Below are 19,483 nucleotides of genomic sequence, written 5' to 3'. Positions count from 1 at the left end.
CCGTCACTCTGGTCCAGTGAGGCGGTCCAATGTGGATGGCGTACCCTCCCCCGAAGCAAGACCCGAAGTCCGGGCGCTGGCGTTTCCGCAAGGTTGTTCCCGAGCGCCTGCGGGCGCGGATGGGCAAGGGCGAGGTTGTCGAGTGGCTCGGAACCGATCCGGTCCACGCGCGCCGCCGTAACGCCGAACTACACGCCCAACTCGAAGCCAAATTCGCCGAACTGACCTCCGGCCTTGTCACCCTGACGCGCAAGCAGGCGCTCGCCCTCGCCGGCCGCTGGTATCAGTGGTTCATCGCGCGCTTCGAGGATGACCCCGGCAACGATCCGGAGGGGTGGGTGCTCCGGCTGGAGGCCTTTCACAATCTGGAGGCGACCGGCGGCGTCCTTGATGAGCGCGACCTGAGCGACCTCCCACACAAGCGGGGGCCGAAGATTGCCGCCCGTGTGCGTGCCCATTTGCACGACAACGGCTTTCTGTCCGAGTTCTTCCTCAACGAGGGCGTGACGCTCGCCCCCGACTCTCTGCCCCTGTTCATGGAGGCCATGGAAGAAGAATATGAGGCCGCCCATCTCCGCCTCAGCCAGTTGGCGCGCGGCGACTATCGTGAAGACGCGCGCCCCAAGCGGTTCCCGGCATGGGAGACGCCAGCAGCGCCGCTATCGGCTCCGGCGTCCCCCGCGCGCCCGGCCGATGCGGTCACTCTTCAGCAATTGTTCGAGCGCAGGAAGGCCGCAAACCCGGACTTGAAGCCCGGCACGCTGAAGGTCTACGCGCCCGCAATTGCCGCGTGCGACGCCTTTCACGAAGCCAAGGACGTGCGCAACATCACGTCCGATGACCTGTGGCGCTGGGCTGAACATCGCCTGAAGGTCGAAGGGCTTTCGCCCAAGTCCGTCCGGGACAATCACATCTCCGCCGTGAAGTCGGTCATGGGCTGGGCAATGAGCTATGAGGGCGGGCGCTTCCTTACATCGAACCCTGCTGCCGATGTGACCATCAAGGTGCCCAAGCGGGTTCGGGAACGGCAGCCGAATTTCCGTCCCGATGAAATCAAGGCCGTGCTCTCCGCCGCTCTTGCCGTCCCGGACGATCCGGAGAACCCCACACGGGCCTTCACCCGCCGCTGGGTGCCGTGGCTATGCGCGTACACGGGTGCCCGCGTGCAGGAGATAACGCAGCTTCGCGGTGCGGACGTCCGGCAGGAAGACGGCATTTGGGTGCTCGACATCACGCCCGAGGCCGGCACCGTGAAGACCGGTCAATCGCGCCGCGCCTTCCTGCACCAACACCTGATCGATATCGGCTTTCTCGACTTCGTGCGGTCGCGTGGTCCCGGCCCGCTGTTCTTCGACCCCGAGCGCCGTGAGAAAGCCGACGCCAAGACCCCGCAGGCTGAACTCAGTGCCAAACATCTGGCGGACTGGGTGCGGAAGGAGGCGAAGCTGGACCCCCGCGTCAAACCCAACCACGCGTGGCGCCACACGCTCAAGACCCGATTGACCGAGGCGGGTGTCGAGCCCTCGATCCGCGATATCCTCGTGGGTCACACGGTCGGCGGCGTCGCTCGCAGCTATGAGCACGCCAGCGCGGCTTTCCTGGCCGATCAGTTGAACCGGGTGCCGCGCTACGATGTCTGATCGGCTCCGCTTACGCACCAGCCCGCCCGAGGCACCGAACTCATTGAAAACAGAGGTCCGCCGAAGCCGAGCCGTTGACAGAGACCGTCCAATTTGAACGCCTATGGCTCAAGAACCACTGCAAATGCTAAATTCCTAGAAATGCCCCGCGTCTTCGGCGGTGGTGTCCGGCCCGTCCCAATGGGTGCTCAGTTCATCCTCTGCGGCGTGCTGCTGCCGGAAGCTGGCCAGCGTGCTCTCCAGCAATTCCAGCATTTCCTGCCGCGCGTAATAGTCTTCGGCGTCGATGAAGGCGGTGTTGAGCTTCGAGAGGCTGGCGCGAAATGCCCTCATCTCCTGCTGCGGCTCCGGGCTCTTCTCGACCAAGCCACCGGGGCCAACGAACTCCTCCGCGCCGCCCATTTTGAGGGCTGTCTTGCGGAAGTCGGTCCACATCCACTTGTGCACGGTCGCCTTGCTCACGCCGATGTCGGCGGCAATCTCGGCATAGGACTTGAGGGCGCCCGTCAGGTCCCGGCCATCCTTTGAATAGCCGCCCCGCAGAACGTGCTGGCGCGTCTGGACGTAGGTCTTGAACATCCGCCGCAGCTCGACACGCTTCAGCTGGCGGCCGTGCCGGGCGTTGGCCTTGGCGGCAAGCCAGCGGCCCTCGGAACGGGAGACCGCGACCGCAATCGCGTCCACCGCCTCCTGCTTGATCTGCTCCAGCGCCTCGAAACGGTGGTGTCCGTCGATGATCACCGGCATTGGCGCGTCGTCGCAGAAGGCCAGCACGATGGGGTCGACCTTGGTGCCCGATCGATAGGCGCCGATCAGCCGGCGCACATTGGCGCTGTCCAATCCCGTCCGCACCTGAAACGCCGGGTCGCGCCGGATGTCCTCCAGCTTCACCGTGGCAGGTTCCGTGGGCTTGCCCTTTGCGGCAGCGGCCTTCTTGCGAAGCTGGTCGATGTTCATCGTCTTCACGTCAAATCCTCCAGCGCGTCGCGGAAGGCACTGCGCTTGGCCTCTTCCGCGTCCCTGTCCTTGCGCTCCAGCGCCGCCAGTCGCACACCCACCACGCCAAGCGTCTCCACCAGCCAGTGCGCGAGGATGGAGGCCACGGTGGGGGGAAGGTCGCGATAGACGCGTTGCATGCGGCCGCTCGCATGGTCGTACCAAATTCCCGCGTTGACCTCCGCGAGGCCCCGCACGCGCCGCACCAGCTGGGTGGTGAATGCCGCATCGGAGCGGAAGCGCCGGGGCTCCGCGTCGCGCATCAGGTAGAGCGCCGCCACCGTCTCCACCACCTCCCGCGCCGCGACATCGGCAAGCCGGCCGGCCTCGCGCGCCGCCCGCAGTTCATCCCGGATCACGGTGCCGCCGCCCTCATAGCGGGCGATGATCGTGCCGGCATGGTCCATCACGGCGGTCCAGCGGGCTTCGCATTGCGCCCATAGCGGGCTCGCCGCGTTCTTGGCGATGCGGGTGCGCACGCGGGCGACATAGGGCGCCAGCGCCGCCCGGCTGATAGCCGCCTGGGCGATGTCGCCGTGCCGCCGCAGGCGGGACTTGTGCGTGGTGCAGTAGTGCCCGAAGCGGGTCGCCTCAACGCCGCATCCGGGGGCGCGGCAGGGTGCCATGGCGGAGCCCGTCAAATCTGCGTCCGTCCCCGGACAGACAGTCGCGCATTAAATCACGCCGGCCGGCGGAGCAAGTTACCGGCGCCCGCCATCCACCGCGTCATGCCACCGCGTCATGCCACGCGGCGGAACATGAAGCCGATGCCGTCCCGGCTGCTGGCGAAGCCCATGCGCACCAGCGAGGCCAGCGTGGCGCGCACCTGCGGCTCGACCCGCTTGCCCTGCCGGAAGCCGGCCGCGATGGAAGCCGCGTCCAGCGGGGCGGAGGCATTCGCGAGCGCGGACATGATGGCGGCGGTGCGCTCCACCTCGTTGGCGGGAAAGAGCGGCTTCTGCTCCTTCTCCGCCGCGACCACCAGCGTCATGGTGTCCTGCGTCTCGGCGGCCTCGACCTCGCGGGTGATGCCCGCCCGCGCCTTCTGGTAATCCGGCCGCAGCCAGCGGATGAGGCCGCGCGCCTCCTCCTTGGCCCGCTCCTTGTTGAGCGCCACGAGGCGGGCGATGATGTCTTCGTCGGACAGGTTTTCCGGCCAGCCATAGGCGCGGAACACCAGCGCATCGAGCTTGTCGTGCAGCTCTTTGAGGATCAGCACCAGCCCCTCGTCGCGGATGCGGATGTCGTCCGCGTCCAGCTTTGCCCCGGCCCGCAGCTTTTCCAGCACGTTGTACATCTGGGTCAACGTCAGACGCGGATGCTCCGCCTGCCGGGCCTTGCGGAAGGCGTCGAGTTCCTCGGCAACGGCGCGGATATCGGCTTTCAGCGGCTCGGAGACATCCGGGAACGGGTAGGGGTCGAGGACGCGGGATTTCGAGTAACGAGGGTCGTTGCCGATTCCGAGCCAGCCACCGGCCCGTAGCGCCCAAACAACGTGAGGTCTAGACGACAGCAGGCCCAAGTTCAACGCATCTCTGCTGGCCACGCAAATCAGCATATTGTCCGGCACAATCGACTCCGGCAAGAACTGGAATATCCGGTGCTTCGACGTCTCCACCGTGGCGATGTATCGGTCAAGCCCCTGTAGGGCTGGGCGAAAATCTGAACGGGGCTCGCCAAAAATCCACCAGTTTCTCCGGTAAGTCTCACGATTATTTACATCCCGCCCGTTCGGGTTTCCGCTCTTATCTTTGCTTTCTTTCACCGTCGAAACGACGTGCTGATAAATTTCAGGGAACCGTGCCCGCACTTCGTCAGCCATCAGTCCGAAGAGGTCGATTACCAACGCCTCCCGAGCACGGGCCGCTAGGTCACGGCCATTCCGGTAGGGGCGGATGAACGCCTCAAGCCCTTCTCGCCTCCCAAGTCCCAACGCTTGAGCTTCGGCCGGGCTGAGAATGAAGCCCGAGCCATGCAGTTTCATGCCGGGGGACGAAATGAAGTCATTCGCTCGAAGGGCCACTGCACCTGTCACATCGGCTCCAACCGTCAGATCAGGATTGATGTCGCCTTTGCGGTCGGCATACTCGATTTTCGGCGCGTCGCTCTCCAGCCCAACCTCCCGCACCACCTCGTGCAGCACGCCCTCGTGCTTGCCCGCCGCCGCCACGGTCATGGCGATGCGCACCGCTGCCGCGTCGCGCGTGACCTTGGTCCACGGGTGATCCGGTATCGCCATCAGCAGCGAAATCGGCTTCTTCGCCTTCATCCGCGCCGCCATGACACGGCGGGAGAATTCCTGCGTAATGGAATTGGTGGTCACGAAGCCGAAGCGCCGCAGCTTCGTGCCGCGCCGGGTCAGCAGGTCCGCCGCGCGGTCCCACCAGTACATCACGAAGTCGGCGCTCTCGTTCATGTGCGGGTGCGCTGCCCAGAGCGCCTTGGCATAGCCATCGCCCAGCCGGCCGCGCACGTCCTTGCCGCCGATGAAGGGCGGGTTGCCGACGATGTATTCCGCCTCCGGCCATACCGGCAGGCGCGGGTTGCGGAAGGTGAGCACCGGCACGCGGTGGCCCTCGGCATCCGTCTGCATCACCGGCTGCCCGGCCTCGTCCAGCACCGGCTCCGCGCCATCGGTCACCAGCACCGCGTCCATGGCCTTGATGGTCTTGAAGTCGCGCAAGATAGGCTCGGTCGGCTGGCCGCCCTGCGTGCGGAAGAACCATTGCAGGAAGCCGATCCACACCACCAGCTCGGCAATGGCCGCCGCATGGGCGTTCAGCTCCAGCCCGAGAAACTGGTGCGGGTCGATGGTGTGGCGGTCCAGTCCCAGCGCCTCCTGGCCTCCGAGGTCCGCCACCGCCTCCAGCACCTCGCCCTCCAGCCGCTTCATCAGCTCCAGCGACACGTAGAGGAAGTTGCCGGTGCCGCAGGCGGGGTCCAGCACCCGCGTCTGACACAGCCGGGCGTGGAATTTCGAAACCTCCTCCAGCGCCCCGCCGGCATTGCCCTCGCTGCTCAGGCGCTCCGCCGTGGCGCGCACATGGTCCCATTCGGCCCGCAGGGGCTCGATGATGGTGGCGACCACCAGCCGCTCGACATAGGCGCGCGGGGTGTAGTGCGCGCCAAGCTTGCGGCGCTCTATGGAGTCCAGCGCCTGCTCCAGCAGCGTGCCGAAAATGGCCGGTTCGACCTCCTTCCAGTTCGACTTGGCCGCCTCGTACAGCTCGCCGATTTCCTCGCGTGGCAGCGCCAGCACGGCGCGGTCTTTGAACAGGTAGCCGTTGAAGCGCTTCACCTTGGCCTCGATGGCATAGGCGAAGTCGCCCTTGTCCATCGCCTCCCACAGCTGCCCCACCAGCGCGGGAAACAGCTCCGGCTTGGCGCGGCAACGCTCCAACAGGCCCTTGAAGCTCTCCTTCGGGATAAGCTCCACATCCTCCGCGAACATGGTGAACAGGCAGCGCATGAGGAACGCGGCGATGGCCTCGCGCGAATAGAGCGGCCTGCCGTCCGCGCCTTTCTGCTCCTCCAGAAACTTCGACACCTTGGCGAGCCGGGTGGCGATGTCCCGCGTCACCTTCGCCGCGCGCTTGGTGGGGTCGAGGCTGTGCGGCTCGGTCCAGATCCGGCGAAGGCGCTCGCGCACCTCTTCCGAGCGCAGATCATGCAGGAAGATGCGAAAGCCCTGCCGGTCCGGGAACTGGGCATAGTTCTTCCCCTGCCCCGAGAAATCCGCATAGAGCTCGAAGCAGTTGCCGACATCGCAGACGATGAGGAACGGGGGCCAGCCTTCGGCCGGCGGCAGCGCCTTGGCATAATCCTCCGCCTGACGGCGGGCATTCATCATCAAGACGTCCCAGCGGCGGCTTTCGCGCTTGCCGTGCGGCAGCTCTGCCGGCGCGAACAGGCCCTGCTGCTCCTGGCTCACCGCCTTCGGCCCCTCGCCCTGCCGGCTCTGCTTGGCCTCCAGCACGAAGCAGCCGCGCTTGTAGAGGTCGATGCGCCCCTTCGCGGTGGACCCGTCCGGCTCACGGAAGGTAACCGCGCGCTCGAAGACATAGGCGTTCAGCTCGCTCGCGTGCCCGGCCGGCTCGGGCGGCGGAACGCCGATGACCGCGCACAGCTCCGCAAGGAACAGCGCATAATTCGCCCGCTCCTGTCCGCCCTCGCGCGCCGTCCAGCGGGTTATGAAGTGCTCGACATCAACCATGAACGCCCGGCAGTGGCACGAGGAAGGATTGCAAGGCTAGCGTTCGGTCAACCTGCGGGCAATGCGGTATCGGGGGCCTTGGCGGGGTTCATCCCCAACGCGCGATAGACACTCGCCCGGCCGATGCCGAGCGTCTTGGCGATTTCGGTCACGGTGCGGCCCTCGGCATGAAGACGCCGGGCATCATCCGCCTTGAGCCGGGCCGAGGGCTTGCGCCCGGTATAGCGGCCTTCCGCCTTGGCCTTGGCGATGCCCTCCTTCTGGCGCTCCAGCATCATCTCGCGCTCGAACTGGGCAAAGCCGGCGAAGATGTTGAGGATGAGCCGCCCGGTGGCGCTCTTGGTGTCCACCGTCTCGCCCCCGAGGTTCAGAACCCGCAGGTTCACGCCCTTGGCATCGAGGTCGCGCACAATGTCCCAGAGGTGCGTGGTCGAGCGCGCCAGCCGGTCAATCTTCGTCACCACCAGCGTGTCGCCCTCGCGCACATAGTCCAGCGCCCGCTCCAGCTGCGGCCGGGTGCCGACCGACGACGCCTGTTCGGTGAACACGCGCCCGCAGCCCGCCGCTTCGAGGTCCCGCCGCTGCGCTTCCAGCCCGGCCGCCTGCTCGGCCGTGGAGGTGCGCCCATAACCGATCAGGATGGGGGCAGGCGCCGGCATGGGCGTGCCACGCGGCCCCGGCTCGAACACGCCTCCTGCCTCGTGCTTCGCAGCGGCCGCAGCCGCCTCGCGCTCCAGCCGCGCGCGCTGGCGCTCCAGCTTCTCCTGCTGCTTCAGCAGCCGCTCCAGCGGATCGGCGACGCGTGCCATGCCCTGCCCTCGTGTCCAAAAGATCTAGACATGAGAGTCGTGAGCGTCCGAAATGTCAATACCCATCCTATTGGACGCGCAACACGCGAACGCGGACGCGTCCATATGGGCAGGGGCTATTGGGCAACTTTGTGGGAACGACGTCCTTGCTGAAGCCGTAAAACGCTTCGGCGACTGTTCAAGGACTGTAATCAAGACATACAATCATTCGGCGAATCGATGGGATTCATCAACCATGTCGAAACCTCAGGTAACATTCATCGAGCAAAACGCTCCCATCGATGAGTATGGTCGCGCACTCTACGCGGTCTCGCGCTCAGTCCTCCGCGCGATGTTGGACACTCTCACTGAGGAAGACCTAACCGATTTAAATACGCCCTTATTAGACGTCCGAATGCGTCAATTAGCAAAGGTTGCCCGTGTCGATAGGGACAAGGGTCTTCGCGGCGATGGGTTCGAATGGGCCGTTCATGAGGCCATATTGGGAAAAGAAGAGCGCGTTATCGACCCGCTGCATCACGCGATGCGGAAGGCGTCCAAATTTGTCAAGGATGCCGCTCCGCAGTCACTGATGTTTGGCCACGAGCGGGCTCGCTATCTCGGCTTCACTGATGCCGTTGTGGATGCAGCAGGGGCACAATCCTACATTTTGCCAGAAGGCAGCGGCCGACCATTTCACTTCGGAACTTGGGTTGCGAATGCAGCGCAAGGCAAAGTGGCGGAGGCTTTCCTACCACCTCGAATCCAGCAGATTTGGAAAACGGACCTCTTTGTGTCGGCTGAGGATGATGCCAGGCACTTTGCAGCGACTGTGAAGTCGAACTTCGACCTCCTTGAAGGTGGCAGAGGCCTACGAATTGGAATTGTTCCGGAGTCGACGCATCCCCTCAACAGGGCGGGCGTCCGATATAGTCCTGCGCACCGGCTTTGGATCGTCACGCTCGCTGATCCGAATGGCTTCATGGGGCTTTTCAACGACGCATACCAGGCAGTTGGACGCGCCATCATCACCTTAGGCAAGCAACCATTGCCCGCCTACTGGACCAAGCCGTCAGCCAAGGCTCAGCGCATCGAAGAGCAGCTGAAGAAATACCCGGACGCAACCGTCATTGATATAGAGTCCGCACTTGATGAGGCAGCCCAGCAGGACCTCGTCTCCGCGAAAGAGCGTCTTGTTGGCGTCAATGCACCCAACTGGCTACACATCAAACAGCTTGCGCCTCGGATCATTTCGCCGAAACCCCGCTTCGACAAGCTCGATTGAGAACCTCCTGCTGCCGGAGGGGGGAACGGTCCAATTCGTTTCAATTAAGTCCGCACTCACATCCCTGCCAAAAAACATCGCCACTGCCTTGACCGCACCCCAGCCATCTGGTCCAGTGCCCCATCAGTCGGTCGGATAAACCTCTTTATCCTCAACAGCCTAACACACGCTTCCCCGATCACCTTCCCCTCGACACGGGTGCTCGCGGAGTAGCGCCGGGCCGGCGGGTCAGGGGGCTTGATTGCTGACGCCGAGAGCGGCGGGCTGGGGGAAGAGCGGGCGGGCGGCGCCGGAGCGGCGGATGAGCGCCTGCGGATCGGGCAGAAGCAGCGGCTGGTCCCAGTTTCCCCGCACCAGGAACGGCAATTCGAACGTGGCCACCGGATCCGTGCCGGTCTTGGCCGAGGCCATCAGCTGGGCGAGGCCGGTGAAGTCCAGTTCGCGGTCGGCAATGGCGCTCTGGCCGCTGAGCGCGATGCGCAGGCGCGTGCTGGTGACGTCAAGCTTGCCCAGTTGGGCGATGCCGTCGCGGATGGCGGCCTCGATGAGGATACGATCGAACGCGGTGCGTCCGCCGTGCATGTCATTCGCCCCCGAGAGCGGGCGCTGCTCCAGCCGGGCGAGCACACGGCCGGCATCGATGCCCACCAGCGCCCCGTTCTTGCCATCCAGCGTGAAGGTGCCGTTGAGCCGCGAGACGATGGCCGCGATGCTGGCGCCGGTGCCGCCGGCGGCCAGGCGGAACGAGCCCGTGCCCTCGAGCCGCTGGGTGCGGAACAGGTCGCCCAGCGCCGGCCCCAGCTGCACATTCTCCGCGCCCAGTTCGACGCGGATCTCAGCCTGGGAAGCGGAGGCAGGAGAGACGTGCACAGCAGCGCGGAAAATCCCGCCCCACGCTTCCGCCTCGCCAACCGCGAACATCAGCTTGCCGGATTTGAGCACCGAACTCGCCGCCACGTTCTCGAGCCGGGCGCCGCCCGCCCTCACCTCGGCGGCGGACAGGCGCAGGTCGACATCGAGGCTTGCCAGCCGGCGCAGATTGATCGCCTCGTGGTTCCAGCTGTCGCTGTCGGGCTCGGAGACCGACAATTCGCCATAAGGCGAAAGATCCAGATGATCGCTGGCGAGCGATCCCTGCAGCACCGGGCGCGCGCCGTCGAAGCGCAGGTTGAAGCCGCCTTCACTCACATTGCCGTCGAGCTCAAGCTGCGCATCGGTGAGCGAGGCGCCCTGCCCCGACATCACCGCCTGCGCCCTGAGCGCGAACGGGCCGAAGCCCTGCTCGGTCGGCGCATCCAGATCAAGCCAGGCCAACGTATCGCGCAGGCGGCGGCTCGACACCGAGAGGGTGCCCACCGCCACGGCGCCGCCCGCCAGCTTGGCCGCGCCGTCAAAGGAGAACTCGCCGGGCGGGCCGGATACACCCAGGCGGACGCGGCCGGCGCCGCCCGTGGGCAGCGCCCCGAGCCCCGTGGCGCTGATGTCGAGCGCGAGCGGCTCGCTGCGCCAGGTCACTTCGCCGTGGATCGAGGCCTCGCTGCCGCCGCGCACCACGATGCGCAGGTCCGCATCCGGCAGCACCATTTCACGGACATCGTCACGGGCAATGAACAGCCGGCCGTCAACCACGCGGATATCGGCCGCGAACGTGCCCGACGCCAGGCGCAGCAGCATCGCGCCGAGCGGGTCATCGTCCAGCTGCCGGCTCGCCAGAGTGAGTTCGGGCCGGTCGAGGTCCAGCCGGCCGGCCCGGGCCTGCCCGGTGAGCAACGGCAGGAGATCCAGCACGATCCGCACACGGGGCACCGCGAGGCGCACGTCGTCCTTGCCGATCGTGGCGCCGTCCAGCTCGATCGCCGGCCAGGGCAGCACCGAGAAGCGGGCCGCGCCGTCGATCTCGACATCCAGGCCGCTGGCCTGCCGCAGAAGCACCGCCGCCTCCGCGCGCAGCCGCTCCTCGGAGGCAAGCTTCGGCGCCACCGCCGCCCCGACGAGCGCGATGAGCACGGGCAGCAGCAGGATGGGAATCAGTTTTCTCATCACGCGTCGCAGATCCCCCTGATTCCGCCTACAGCACGGCAGCGCCGCTGTGCAAGCGCGAGAGCGAGGGCTGGGGAGAATGACTTCAGTTGCCCGCAACATCTTGCGCTTCTGTGTCTGTTTGATGGCCTGACAGCGGGCGAGACGGGCGCTATGAATTGCCCATCGCCGACGTGCGCCGATGACGTGGATTGCGGGGTCCGCCACAAAGAGCGGATCCGCCTGGGAGAGGAAACGAGGGATGGTTGTGGCGAAGGAAGAGGCGCTCTGGACGCCGAGCGCGGAGAGGGTTGCGGCAAGCGTCGTCACCGCCTTCATAGCGAAGACCAATGCCCGCCATGGCACGGACCTGCACAATTTCCGCGACCTGCACGCGTGGTCGATCCTGCGGCCGGATGCCTTCTGGGAACAGGTGTGGGATCTTGGCGAGGTGATCGGCGAGCGCGGCGAGCGCGCCCTTGCCGACGGCGACCGGATGCCCGGCGCCCACTTCTTCCCGGATGCGCGGCTGAATTATGCCGAGAACCTGCTGCGCCCGCGCCCGCGCGAAGCCGTCGCGCTCATTTTCCGCGGCGAGGACAAGGTTCGGCGCCAGGTGAGCCATGGCGAACTCTGCGACCTGGTCTCGCGCCTGCAGCAGGCGCTGCGCGCCGCGGGCGTCGGCGTTGGCGACCGGGTGGCCGCCACCCTGCCGAACCTCCCGGAAACCATCGCCGTGATGCTGGCGACCGCTTCGCTGGGGGCGATCTTCTCCTCCTGCTCGCCCGATTTCGGCGATCGCGGCATTCTCGACCGCTTCGGCCAGATCGAGCCGAAGGTCTATGTCGCCTGCGACGGCTATTGGTATGCCGGCAAGCGGGTGTCCATCGCCGAGAAGCTGAAGAGCGTGGTGCCTCATCTCGCCAGCGCGGCGCGCACCGTCATCGTGCCCTATCTCGGCGAGGCCGAAGAGGTGGCGAGCGCCCTGCCGAACGGGGTTTCGCTCGAGGCCTTCATCGCCCCGTTCGCGGCAGCGGCGCCCACCTTCGAGCGGCTGCCGTTCAACCACCCGCTGTTCATCCTGTTTTCCTCCGGCACGACGGGCGTGCCCAAATGCATCGTGCACGGGGCCGGCAACACGCTGCTCCAGCACATCAAGGAGCACCGGCTGCATTGCGATCTCTCGCCCGGCGACCGGCTGTTCTACTTCACCACCTGCGGCTGGATGATGTGGAACTGGCTCGTCACCGGTCTCGCCAGCGGGCTCACCCTGTGCCTGTTCGACGGCTCGCCCTTCGCGCCCTCCCCTTCCGTGCTGTTCGACTATGCGGCGGAAGAACGCTTCGCGCTGTTTGGCACCTCGGCCAAATATATCGACGCGCTGCGCAAGGAAGGACTGAAGCCGGGCGAGACGCACGATCTCTCCGCGCTCAAGGCGATCACCTCCACCGGCTCGCCGCTGGCGCCGGCGGACTTTGCCTATGTCTATGAGGCGATCAAGGCCGACGTGCACCTCGCCTCCATCTCGGGCGGCACCGATATCGTCTCCTGTTTCGTGCTCGGCGATCCTACGGCACCGGTCTACAAGGGCGAGATCCAGGCGCCCGGCCTCGGCATGGCGGTGGAGGTGTGGTCGGACGAGGGGCAGCGCGTGTTTGGCGAGCGCGGCGAGCTCGTGTGCACCCGGCCCTTCCCCTCCATGCCCGTGATGTTCTGGAACGACCCGGACGGCGCGAAATATCATGCCGCCTATTTCGACCGGTTCCCCAATGTGTGGTGCCATGGCGACTTCGCGGAATGGACGGTGCATGGCGGCATCATCATTCACGGGCGCTCGGACGCGACGCTGAACCCGCAGGGCGTGCGCATCGGCACCGCCGAGATCTACGCCCAGGCCGAGCAGGTGCCGGAGATCGTCGAGGCCATCGCCATCGGCCAGGAATGGGACAATGACGTGCGCGTCGTGCTGTTCGTCCGGCTGAAAGCGGGCGCCGTGCTCGACGAGTTGCTCGAGAAGCGCATCAAGACGCAGATCCGCACCGGCGCCAGCCCGCGCCACGTGCCGGCCAAGATCATCGCCGTGAACGACATTCCGCGCACCCGCTCCGGCAAGATCACCGAGCTTGCCGTGCGCGAGGTGGTGCACGGCCGGCCGGTGAAGAACACCGAGGCGCTGGCCAACCCGGAAGCGCTGGAGTTATATCGCGACCTGCCGGACCTGGCGAACTGAAGGACGGGCCGGCCGGCTCTGCGCCTCAGCCCTCGCGAGGCCGCGACAGCCGCGCCAGCAGGATGACGGGCACCAGCCCCACCAGCACGATGAGCAGGGCGGCCAGCGCGCCGTCCTCATAGGTGCCGCGCGCGGCCTCGCCATAGACATGGCTCGCCAGCGTCTCGAAATTGAGCGGGCGCAGCATCAGCGTCGCCGGCAGTTCCTTCATGCAGTCCACGAAGACGAGGAGCGCCGCGGTGCCTAGCGCCGGGCGCAGCAGCGGCAGGTGGATGCGCCGCACCACCCCGCCCGGGCGCTCGCCGAGACTGCGCGCGGCCATGTCCATGGTGGTGCCGATCTTGCCGTAACCCGCTTCCAGCCCGCCGACCGGGATGGCGAGGAAGCGGATGACATAGGCGATGATGAGCGCCGCCCCGGAACCCGACAGAAGCAGCCCGGTGGTGTGCCCGAAAACCTGCGCGCTGAAGGCCGAGACGAGGTTGTCGAAGCCGGCCAGCGGCACCAGCAGGCCGACCGCCAGCACCGTGCCCGGTATGGCGTATCCCAGGCTCGCGAGGCGCGGCACCAGGCCGGAGGCCAGCGCCCCGGTTCGGCCGGCCACCGCCACCATCAGCCCGAGCCCCAGAGCGAGGGCGGTGCCGATGGCGGCGAACAGCGCGGTATTGGCCGCTTCCTGGAGGATCGTCGCCGGCACTCCGTGGAACAGCAGCCGCTGCCAGGCCATGTGCAGGAGGTGGCCCGCCGGCATCAGGAAGCCGAGCACGACGGGAAGTAGGCAGGCGAGGAAGGAGACGCATGCCGCGCCGGGCGCGAGGATGCGCCGCACTGGCGGGCGGGCGCGGGCGCCGTTGACCACGTTGAGATGGCGCCGGCCCCAGCGCTCCAGCAGCACGAACCCGAACATCACCGCGAGCATGAACAGGGCGATCTGCGCTGCGCCGGGCAGGCTGGAGCGGTTCAGCCAGGTCGAGTAGATCGACAGGGTCAGCGTCTGCACGCCCAGGAATTCGGAAGCACCGACATCGTTCACCGTCTCCATCAGCACCAGCGTCACCCCGACCGCGATGGCCGGGCGGGCGAGCGGCAGGGCGATGCGCAGGAAGGTCTCGGTGGCGCCGGCGCCGAGCATGCGCGAGGCTTCCAGCACCGAGGAGCCCTGCACGAGGAAAGCCGCGCGCGCGGTGAGATAAACGTAAGGGTAGAGGACCAAGCCGAGCAGCACGATGCAGCCCGGCAGCGAGCGCACCTCGGGTAGCCACAGGTCGCGCGGCCGGGCGAGCCCCAGCAGCGCGCGCAGCGCGGTGGGGATCGGCCCCAGCGGATGCACCGCGTCGACATAGACGAAGGCCTGGATATAGGTGGGGATGGCGAGGGGCAGCAGCAGCGCCCATTCGAACAGGCCGCGGCCGGGAAAGCGGCAGGTGGCCACCAGCCAGGCCGTGCCGGTGCCGATGGTGCCGGCCAGCACGCCCACGCCGAGCGCCAGCACGAGGGTCTCGAACATCGCGCGTGGCAGCACGTTGCGGATGAGATGAGGCCAGAGATCACCCGAGCCCTGCGCCGCCGACCACAGCAGCGCCGCGACCGGCAGCAGCACGAGCAGCGCCGTGCCGCCCGCGCCCCAGCGCAGCAGGCGCAGGCGGCTGCCCTCGCCGCTGCGTGTCGCGGTGGCCGTGGTGATGGCCGTGCTCATGGTCGTGAAACGCTCCGTTCGGCGCGGGGCCCGGCTTTCAGCGCGAAATTCCCCTGCACGACGGGAGCCGTGCAGGGGAGTGTCCGGGAGCGTTTTCCGCGAAAGCGGATCGACTTTCGCGCTGAGAAACCGCTCCGGCTTGTGGAAACCAGAGCCCTTTCTGATCGATCCGGTGAATTCACCTGGCGGATCCGGGCGCTGGCCGGGCGGGCGGGTGCATCAATCGTCGAAACCGACCTTGTCGACAAGGTTGGCCGCCGCCTTGCGGGCCTTGGCGATCGCCAGAAGGTCGATATTGTCGACCTTGAGCGGGCCGAAGGCGGCGATGATCGGGTCGGCCGGGACGCCGGGAACGACGGGGTATTCGAAATTCGCCTTGGCGTAGAGTTCCTGCGCGTCGGGCGAGACGAGGAATTCCAGCAGCTTGACGGCATTGACCTTGTTCGGCGAGGACTTCGCCACCGCGGCGCCGGAGATATTCACATTGGTGCCGCCATTCTGGAAGGTGGGCAGAAGCACGTTGATCGCCGCGCCCCATTTCTCCTGATCGGGGCCGCCCTTGCCGGAGCGCATCAGGCCCACATAATAGGAGTTGGCGAGGCCGATATCGCAAAGCTCGCCGAGGATGTCGCGGGCCACTTCGCGGTCGCCGCCGGTGGCCTTGCGGGCAAGGTTGGCCTTCACGCCCTCAAGCCACTTCTGCGTGGCCTCTTCGCCGTGATGGACGATATAGGCGGCGATCAGCGCCGTATTGTAGGGGTGCTTGCCGGAGCGGATGCAGACCTCGCCCTTCCACTTGGGGTCGGCAAAGTTCTCATAGGTGATGGCGTCGAGCTTGACGCGGTCCTTCGCGACATAGGCGACGCGCGCGCGCATCGAGAGCGAGAACCAGTTGCCGTCCGCGCCGCGCAGATTGGCGGGAATGGCCTTCTCCAGCACCTCGGACTTGACCGGCTGGGTCACGCCCTGGTCGACCAGATCGATGAGGTTGCCGATGTCCACCGTCATCAGCACGTCGGCGGGCGAGGCCGCGCCTTCCGCCTTCACGCGCTCGGCGAGCCCGTCCTTGACGAAGACGCTGTTGACCTTGATGCCGGTCTTCTCGGCGAAGGCGTCGAAGAGCGGCTTGGCGAGGGCAATCTCGCGCGTCGTGTAGACGTTCACGACCTCTTCCGCCCGGGCCGCCAGCGGCGCGGCGACAACACTCGCCGCCAGCAGGCCGCCCAGAGCAGCGCGGCGCGACATCGAAACCCAGTGAACCACCGTCATGTCTTTTCCTTCCGTAAGGGAAGAAACGGTATGGCCGCGCTTCCCATGCGATATCTGCGTGCCATCGCGGGTACCGTAGGGTCAGCCGGGGGTCAATGAAAAGAACTGTTATCTCAATACGTTAGAATTACTCAAATTCTGAATCGGTCTAAACTGAAGCCGCCATCGACCGGTCCGCACGAGCACCGGCGCATGAAAAAGGGCCGGTCCACGGACCGGCCCCCTCATTTATCGCGGCGATGCGCAGGCTCAGTCGAGATCGCCAATATGATGCTGGGCGTAGAGTTGCAGGCCGAGCTTGTCGATCAGGTCGAGCTGGGTCTCGAGGAAGTCGATATGACCTTCCTCATCGGCCATCAGCGCCTTGAACAGGTCGCGGCTGGGATAGTCCTGCACGCTCTCGCAATAGGTCGCGGCTTCCTGATAAAGCGCGCGCGCCCCGACCTCGGCGGCGAGGTCGCATTCGATCACTTCCTTCACGTCCTGCCCGATTCGCAGCGGCTCGAGCACCTGCAGGTTCGGGAAGCCGTCGAGGAAGAGGATGCGGTCGATGAAACGGTCGGCGTGGTGCATCTCCTCGATGGATTCCGCGCGCCACTTCGCCGCCAGCTTCTTGTAGCCCCAGTTGTCCAGCATGCGGAAATGCAGCCAGTACTGGTTGATGGCGGTCAGTTCGGAACGAACGCCGCGGTTGAGATACTCGATGACCTTGGGATCACCCTTCATGGACGCAGTCTCTCCCGACTTCGACAAATTCGATAAGGCAGCAAATTTTTAGAACAATTCCAATCAACACTCAAGCACGACGAGGCCTCCGTCCCGCCCTCGCAGCCGAGCCGAAGCACCGCGCTCACTCCGCCGCGACGGCGAAGCTCTCGGTGTGCGTGTGATTGTGAGGGTGATTGTGCCGCTGGGAATGACCCTCGACCAGCGCATGGGCCGGGCATTCGCGCGCGCAGCCGCCGCAATTGGCGGCATTCACATCGTCGATCAGCTTGCGGATGGTCCGCGCGCAGCGGCCGCACTGGGCGCTGCAGCCGAGACAGCGATAGACCTGCCCTGCCGTGCGGGCAGGCGATTCCGCATCCGTCAGCGCGTCGCGAATCTGGCGGTCTGACAGCACATTGCAGGAACAGACGATCATGGCGGCGCGGAACCGAAGTGACCAGCTACTTAGAATTATTCTAAATAGCTCCTTTCTCTTCGATTTTTCGCGCCAATTCACGCTGGCGTCAATCGGGAAAAACAAGCAGCGGTATTACATGCACGAAATCGCAGTCACAACGCCGCTATCTTTTAGTCGTTCCAGATTAGAGCTTGCCGCTCATCTCGCCTGCACTTTGGAACTCCCCCAAACTGGTGAGCTCATCGGGCATCCCCTCCCCCACCCGCGCGATCGGGTCGCCCGAGAGCCGGGCGAACAGAAGGTGGTCCTGCCACAGGCCGTTGATGCACAGATACTCGCGCGCATAGCCCTCGTGGCGGAAGCCCGCGCTCATCAGCAGGCGGCGGGAGGGGATGTTGCCGGGCAGGCAGGCGGCCTCGATGCGGCGCAGGCCCAGCGTTGTGTGGGCGAAAGGCAGCAGCGCGCGCACCGCCGCGCCCATGTGGCCCTTGCCGGCATGGGGCGCGCCCATCCAGTAGCCGAGGCTGGCCGTCTGGGTGACGCCGCGCCGGACATTGGACAGCGTCAGCCCACCGAGAAGGGCATGGTCGTCGCGGCGAAAGACCAGGAAGGGATAGGCGGCATCCTCGCGCACATCGCGGATGTAACGGCGTATGCGACGACGAAAGGAGCCGCGCGAGAGGTCGTAATTCGGCCAGAGCGGCTCCCACGGCGTCAGGAAGGCGCGGCTCTGCTCGCGCAGGGAGGACCAGGCGGCGAAGTCCGACATGTTCGGCATGCGCAGCACAACCCCCTCACCCTCGATGAGCGCCGGCGGCTCGGGCCAGGAAACCGTGCGAAACAGCGACATCGAGCGAGGCCGTGGAGGATGGGCCGTGAAGGGCATGCCAGGGATGATGGCCGGCGGGTACCGGCCATTCAAGAGAGTTAGGCGGCTTTCAGCCGTTCCGCAATGCGCGCCGCCGAGGCCAGCGGCTTGCCCGGCCCAAGGGCGGTGAACGTGGGCCTGCCACGGGCGATCATGGCCCGCCCGGCGGCCCGCGCGCGCTCCAGCGTCACCGCCTCGAGCTTGGCGACGATTTCCTCGAGCGGGATCGGCCGGCCGAAGGCCAGCATCTGCCGGGCCAGCTGATCCGCCCGCGCGCCCGAGCTTTCCAGCGCGGCGAGCAGGCCGACCTTGGCCTGCGCCTTGGAACGGGCGAGTTCGGCCTCGGTCAGACCCTCGACGGTGGCCTCGACCTGATCGATCACCACATCGACGAGTTCGCCGACATCCCCGCCATCGGTGCCGGCATAGATGCCGAACAGGCCGGTATCGGCATAGCCCCAGTGGAAGGAATACACGGCGTAGCAGAGCCCGCGCGCCTCCCGCACTTCCTGGAACAGGCGCGACGACATGCCCCCACCCAGGATGTTGGTGAAGACCTGCAGCGCGTGGATCTCCGGATCGCGGTAGGAAAGCCCTTCGAGGCCGATCAGCAGATGCGCCTGTTCCAGATCGCGCCCTCCGCCGATCTCCACCCCGCCCTGATAGCGGCCCGTGACCGGCACCGGCTTGTCCTGCGCCACAAAGCCGCCCAGGCGCTTGTGCGCCTCCGCGACCACGGCGTCGTGGTCCACCGCGCCGGCCGCGGAAAGGATGAGCTTGGGTGCGCGGTAATTGCGCGCGAGATAGGTCCGCAGCCGCCCGGCATCGAAGGAGCGCACCGTCTCGGGCGTGCCGAGAATGGAGCGGCCGATCGGCTGGCCGGGAAAGGCCCGCTCCTGGAACAGGTCGAACACCAGGTCGTCCGGCGTGTCGAGCGCGGCGCCGATCTCCTGCACGATCACATTGTGCTCGCGCTCCAGCTCCTCGGGATCGAAGGCCGGCTCCGTGAGGATGTCGGACAGCACATCGAGAGCCAGCGGCATGTCCTCGCCCAGCACGCGGGCATTGTAGCTCGTGTGCTCGACGCTGGTCGCCGCGTTGATGTCGCCGCCGACCGCCTCGATCTCCTCGGCGATGGCGCGGGCGCTGCGCCGGCGCGTGCCCTTGAACGCCATGTGCTCCAGGAGATGCGAAATGCCGTGCTCGTCGCCCTCCTCGTCGCGCGCGCCGACCCCGGCCCAGATGCCGAGCGAGGCGGTGGCGAGATGAGGCATCGCGTCGGTGATGACGGTAACGCCATTGTCGAGCGTGGTGATGCGGGCGGTGCCGACCTGTTCCGTGCTCATGCCTGTT

The 19,483-nt window shown here is 66.3% G+C and carries 14 protein-coding genes; 3 read left to right on the top strand and 11 right to left on the bottom strand.

All coding sequences use genetic code 11. The annotated features are described in order from the left end of the window. Positions 1–35: 35 nt before the first annotated feature. The gene (locus FHS55_RS01530) at positions 36–1,640 is read left to right on the top strand and encodes a site-specific integrase (protein WP_183187912.1); all 1,605 of its coding nucleotides are present in this window, start codon (positions 36–38) and stop codon (positions 1,638–1,640) included. Between the two features lie 135 nt (positions 1,641–1,775). Here the strand turns inward: FHS55_RS01530 and FHS55_RS01525 are convergent, their stop codons facing one another. The 4 genes from FHS55_RS01525 to FHS55_RS01510 all read right to left on the bottom strand — a co-directional run bounded on the left by FHS55_RS01525 (position 1,776) and on the right by FHS55_RS01510 (position 7,658). Continuing rightward, positions 1,776–2,597, bottom strand: a complete 822-nt coding sequence (locus FHS55_RS01525) for a ParB N-terminal domain-containing protein (protein ID WP_484477011.1) — start codon at positions 2,595–2,597, stop codon at positions 1,776–1,778. A gap of 5 nt (positions 2,598–2,602) precedes the next feature. Next, the gene (locus FHS55_RS01520) at positions 2,603–3,262 is read right to left on the bottom strand and encodes a hypothetical protein (protein WP_183187910.1); all 660 of its coding nucleotides are present in this window, start codon (positions 3,260–3,262) and stop codon (positions 2,603–2,605) included. Between the two features lie 113 nt (positions 3,263–3,375). Further along, on the bottom strand, positions 3,376–6,849 hold the full coding sequence (locus FHS55_RS01515; protein ID WP_183187909.1) for a class I SAM-dependent DNA methyltransferase: 3,474 nt from the start codon (positions 6,847–6,849) through the stop codon (positions 3,376–3,378). A 47-nt stretch (positions 6,850–6,896) separates the two neighbouring features. Then, positions 6,897–7,658: a recombinase family protein gene (locus FHS55_RS01510; protein WP_343055935.1), complete on the bottom strand. Its 762-nt coding sequence runs from the start codon at positions 7,656–7,658 to the stop codon at positions 6,897–6,899. A 235-nt stretch (positions 7,659–7,893) separates the two neighbouring features. Here FHS55_RS01510 and FHS55_RS01505 point away from each other — a divergent pair, with 235 nt between their 5' ends. Beyond that, positions 7,894–8,922 carry a hypothetical protein gene (locus tag FHS55_RS01505; RefSeq protein ID WP_183187908.1) on the top strand — a complete coding sequence of 343 codons (1,029 nt, stop codon included), beginning with the start codon at positions 7,894–7,896 and terminating at the stop codon, positions 8,920–8,922. Positions 8,923–9,150: 228 nt separating this feature from the next. Here the strand turns inward: FHS55_RS01505 and FHS55_RS01500 are convergent, their stop codons facing one another. Next, positions 9,151–10,962, bottom strand: coding sequence for an AsmA family protein (locus tag FHS55_RS01500; RefSeq protein ID WP_183187907.1), 1,812 nt, complete (start codon positions 10,960–10,962; stop codon positions 9,151–9,153). Positions 10,963–11,209: 247 nt separating this feature from the next. Here FHS55_RS01500 and FHS55_RS01495 point away from each other — a divergent pair, with 247 nt between their 5' ends. After that, a complete protein-coding gene (locus tag FHS55_RS01495) occupies positions 11,210–13,171 on the top strand; it encodes an acetoacetate--CoA ligase (protein ID WP_425485779.1) in 1,962 nt (653 codons plus the stop codon). Between the two features lie 25 nt (positions 13,172–13,196). Here FHS55_RS01495 and FHS55_RS01490 read toward each other — a convergent pair whose 3' ends face one another. From FHS55_RS01490 to FHS55_RS01465, 6 genes are all read right to left on the bottom strand, one after another. Continuing rightward, a complete protein-coding gene (locus tag FHS55_RS01490; protein ID WP_183187905.1) occupies positions 13,197–14,867 on the bottom strand; it encodes an ABC transporter permease in 1,671 nt (556 codons plus the stop codon). Between the two features lie 219 nt (positions 14,868–15,086). Beyond that, positions 15,087–16,136 carry an extracellular solute-binding protein gene (locus tag FHS55_RS01485; RefSeq protein ID WP_425485768.1) on the bottom strand — a complete coding sequence of 350 codons (1,050 nt, stop codon included), beginning with the start codon at positions 16,134–16,136 and terminating at the stop codon, positions 15,087–15,089. Between the two features lie 249 nt (positions 16,137–16,385). Continuing rightward, positions 16,386–16,862: a bacterioferritin gene (bfr, locus tag FHS55_RS01480; protein ID WP_183187904.1), complete on the bottom strand. Its 477-nt coding sequence runs from the start codon at positions 16,860–16,862 to the stop codon at positions 16,386–16,388. Between the two features lie 124 nt (positions 16,863–16,986). Continuing rightward, the gene (locus FHS55_RS01475) at positions 16,987–17,280 is read right to left on the bottom strand and encodes a (2Fe-2S)-binding protein (protein WP_183187903.1); all 294 of its coding nucleotides are present in this window, start codon (positions 17,278–17,280) and stop codon (positions 16,987–16,989) included. Between the two features lie 166 nt (positions 17,281–17,446). Beyond that, positions 17,447–18,112, bottom strand: coding sequence for a GNAT family N-acetyltransferase (locus tag FHS55_RS01470; protein WP_183187902.1), 666 nt, complete (start codon positions 18,110–18,112; stop codon positions 17,447–17,449). A gap of 77 nt (positions 18,113–18,189) precedes the next feature. Next, on the bottom strand, positions 18,190–19,476 hold the full coding sequence (locus tag FHS55_RS01465) for a M16 family metallopeptidase (protein ID WP_183187901.1): 1,287 nt from the start codon (positions 19,474–19,476) through the stop codon (positions 18,190–18,192). Positions 19,477–19,483 lie beyond the last annotated feature (7 nt).

Source organism: Ancylobacter tetraedralis (assembly GCF_014195655.1).
GTDB lineage: Bacteria > Pseudomonadota > Alphaproteobacteria > Rhizobiales > Xanthobacteraceae > Ancylobacter > Ancylobacter tetraedralis.
This window is presented reverse-complemented; position numbering and strand designations above follow the sequence as displayed.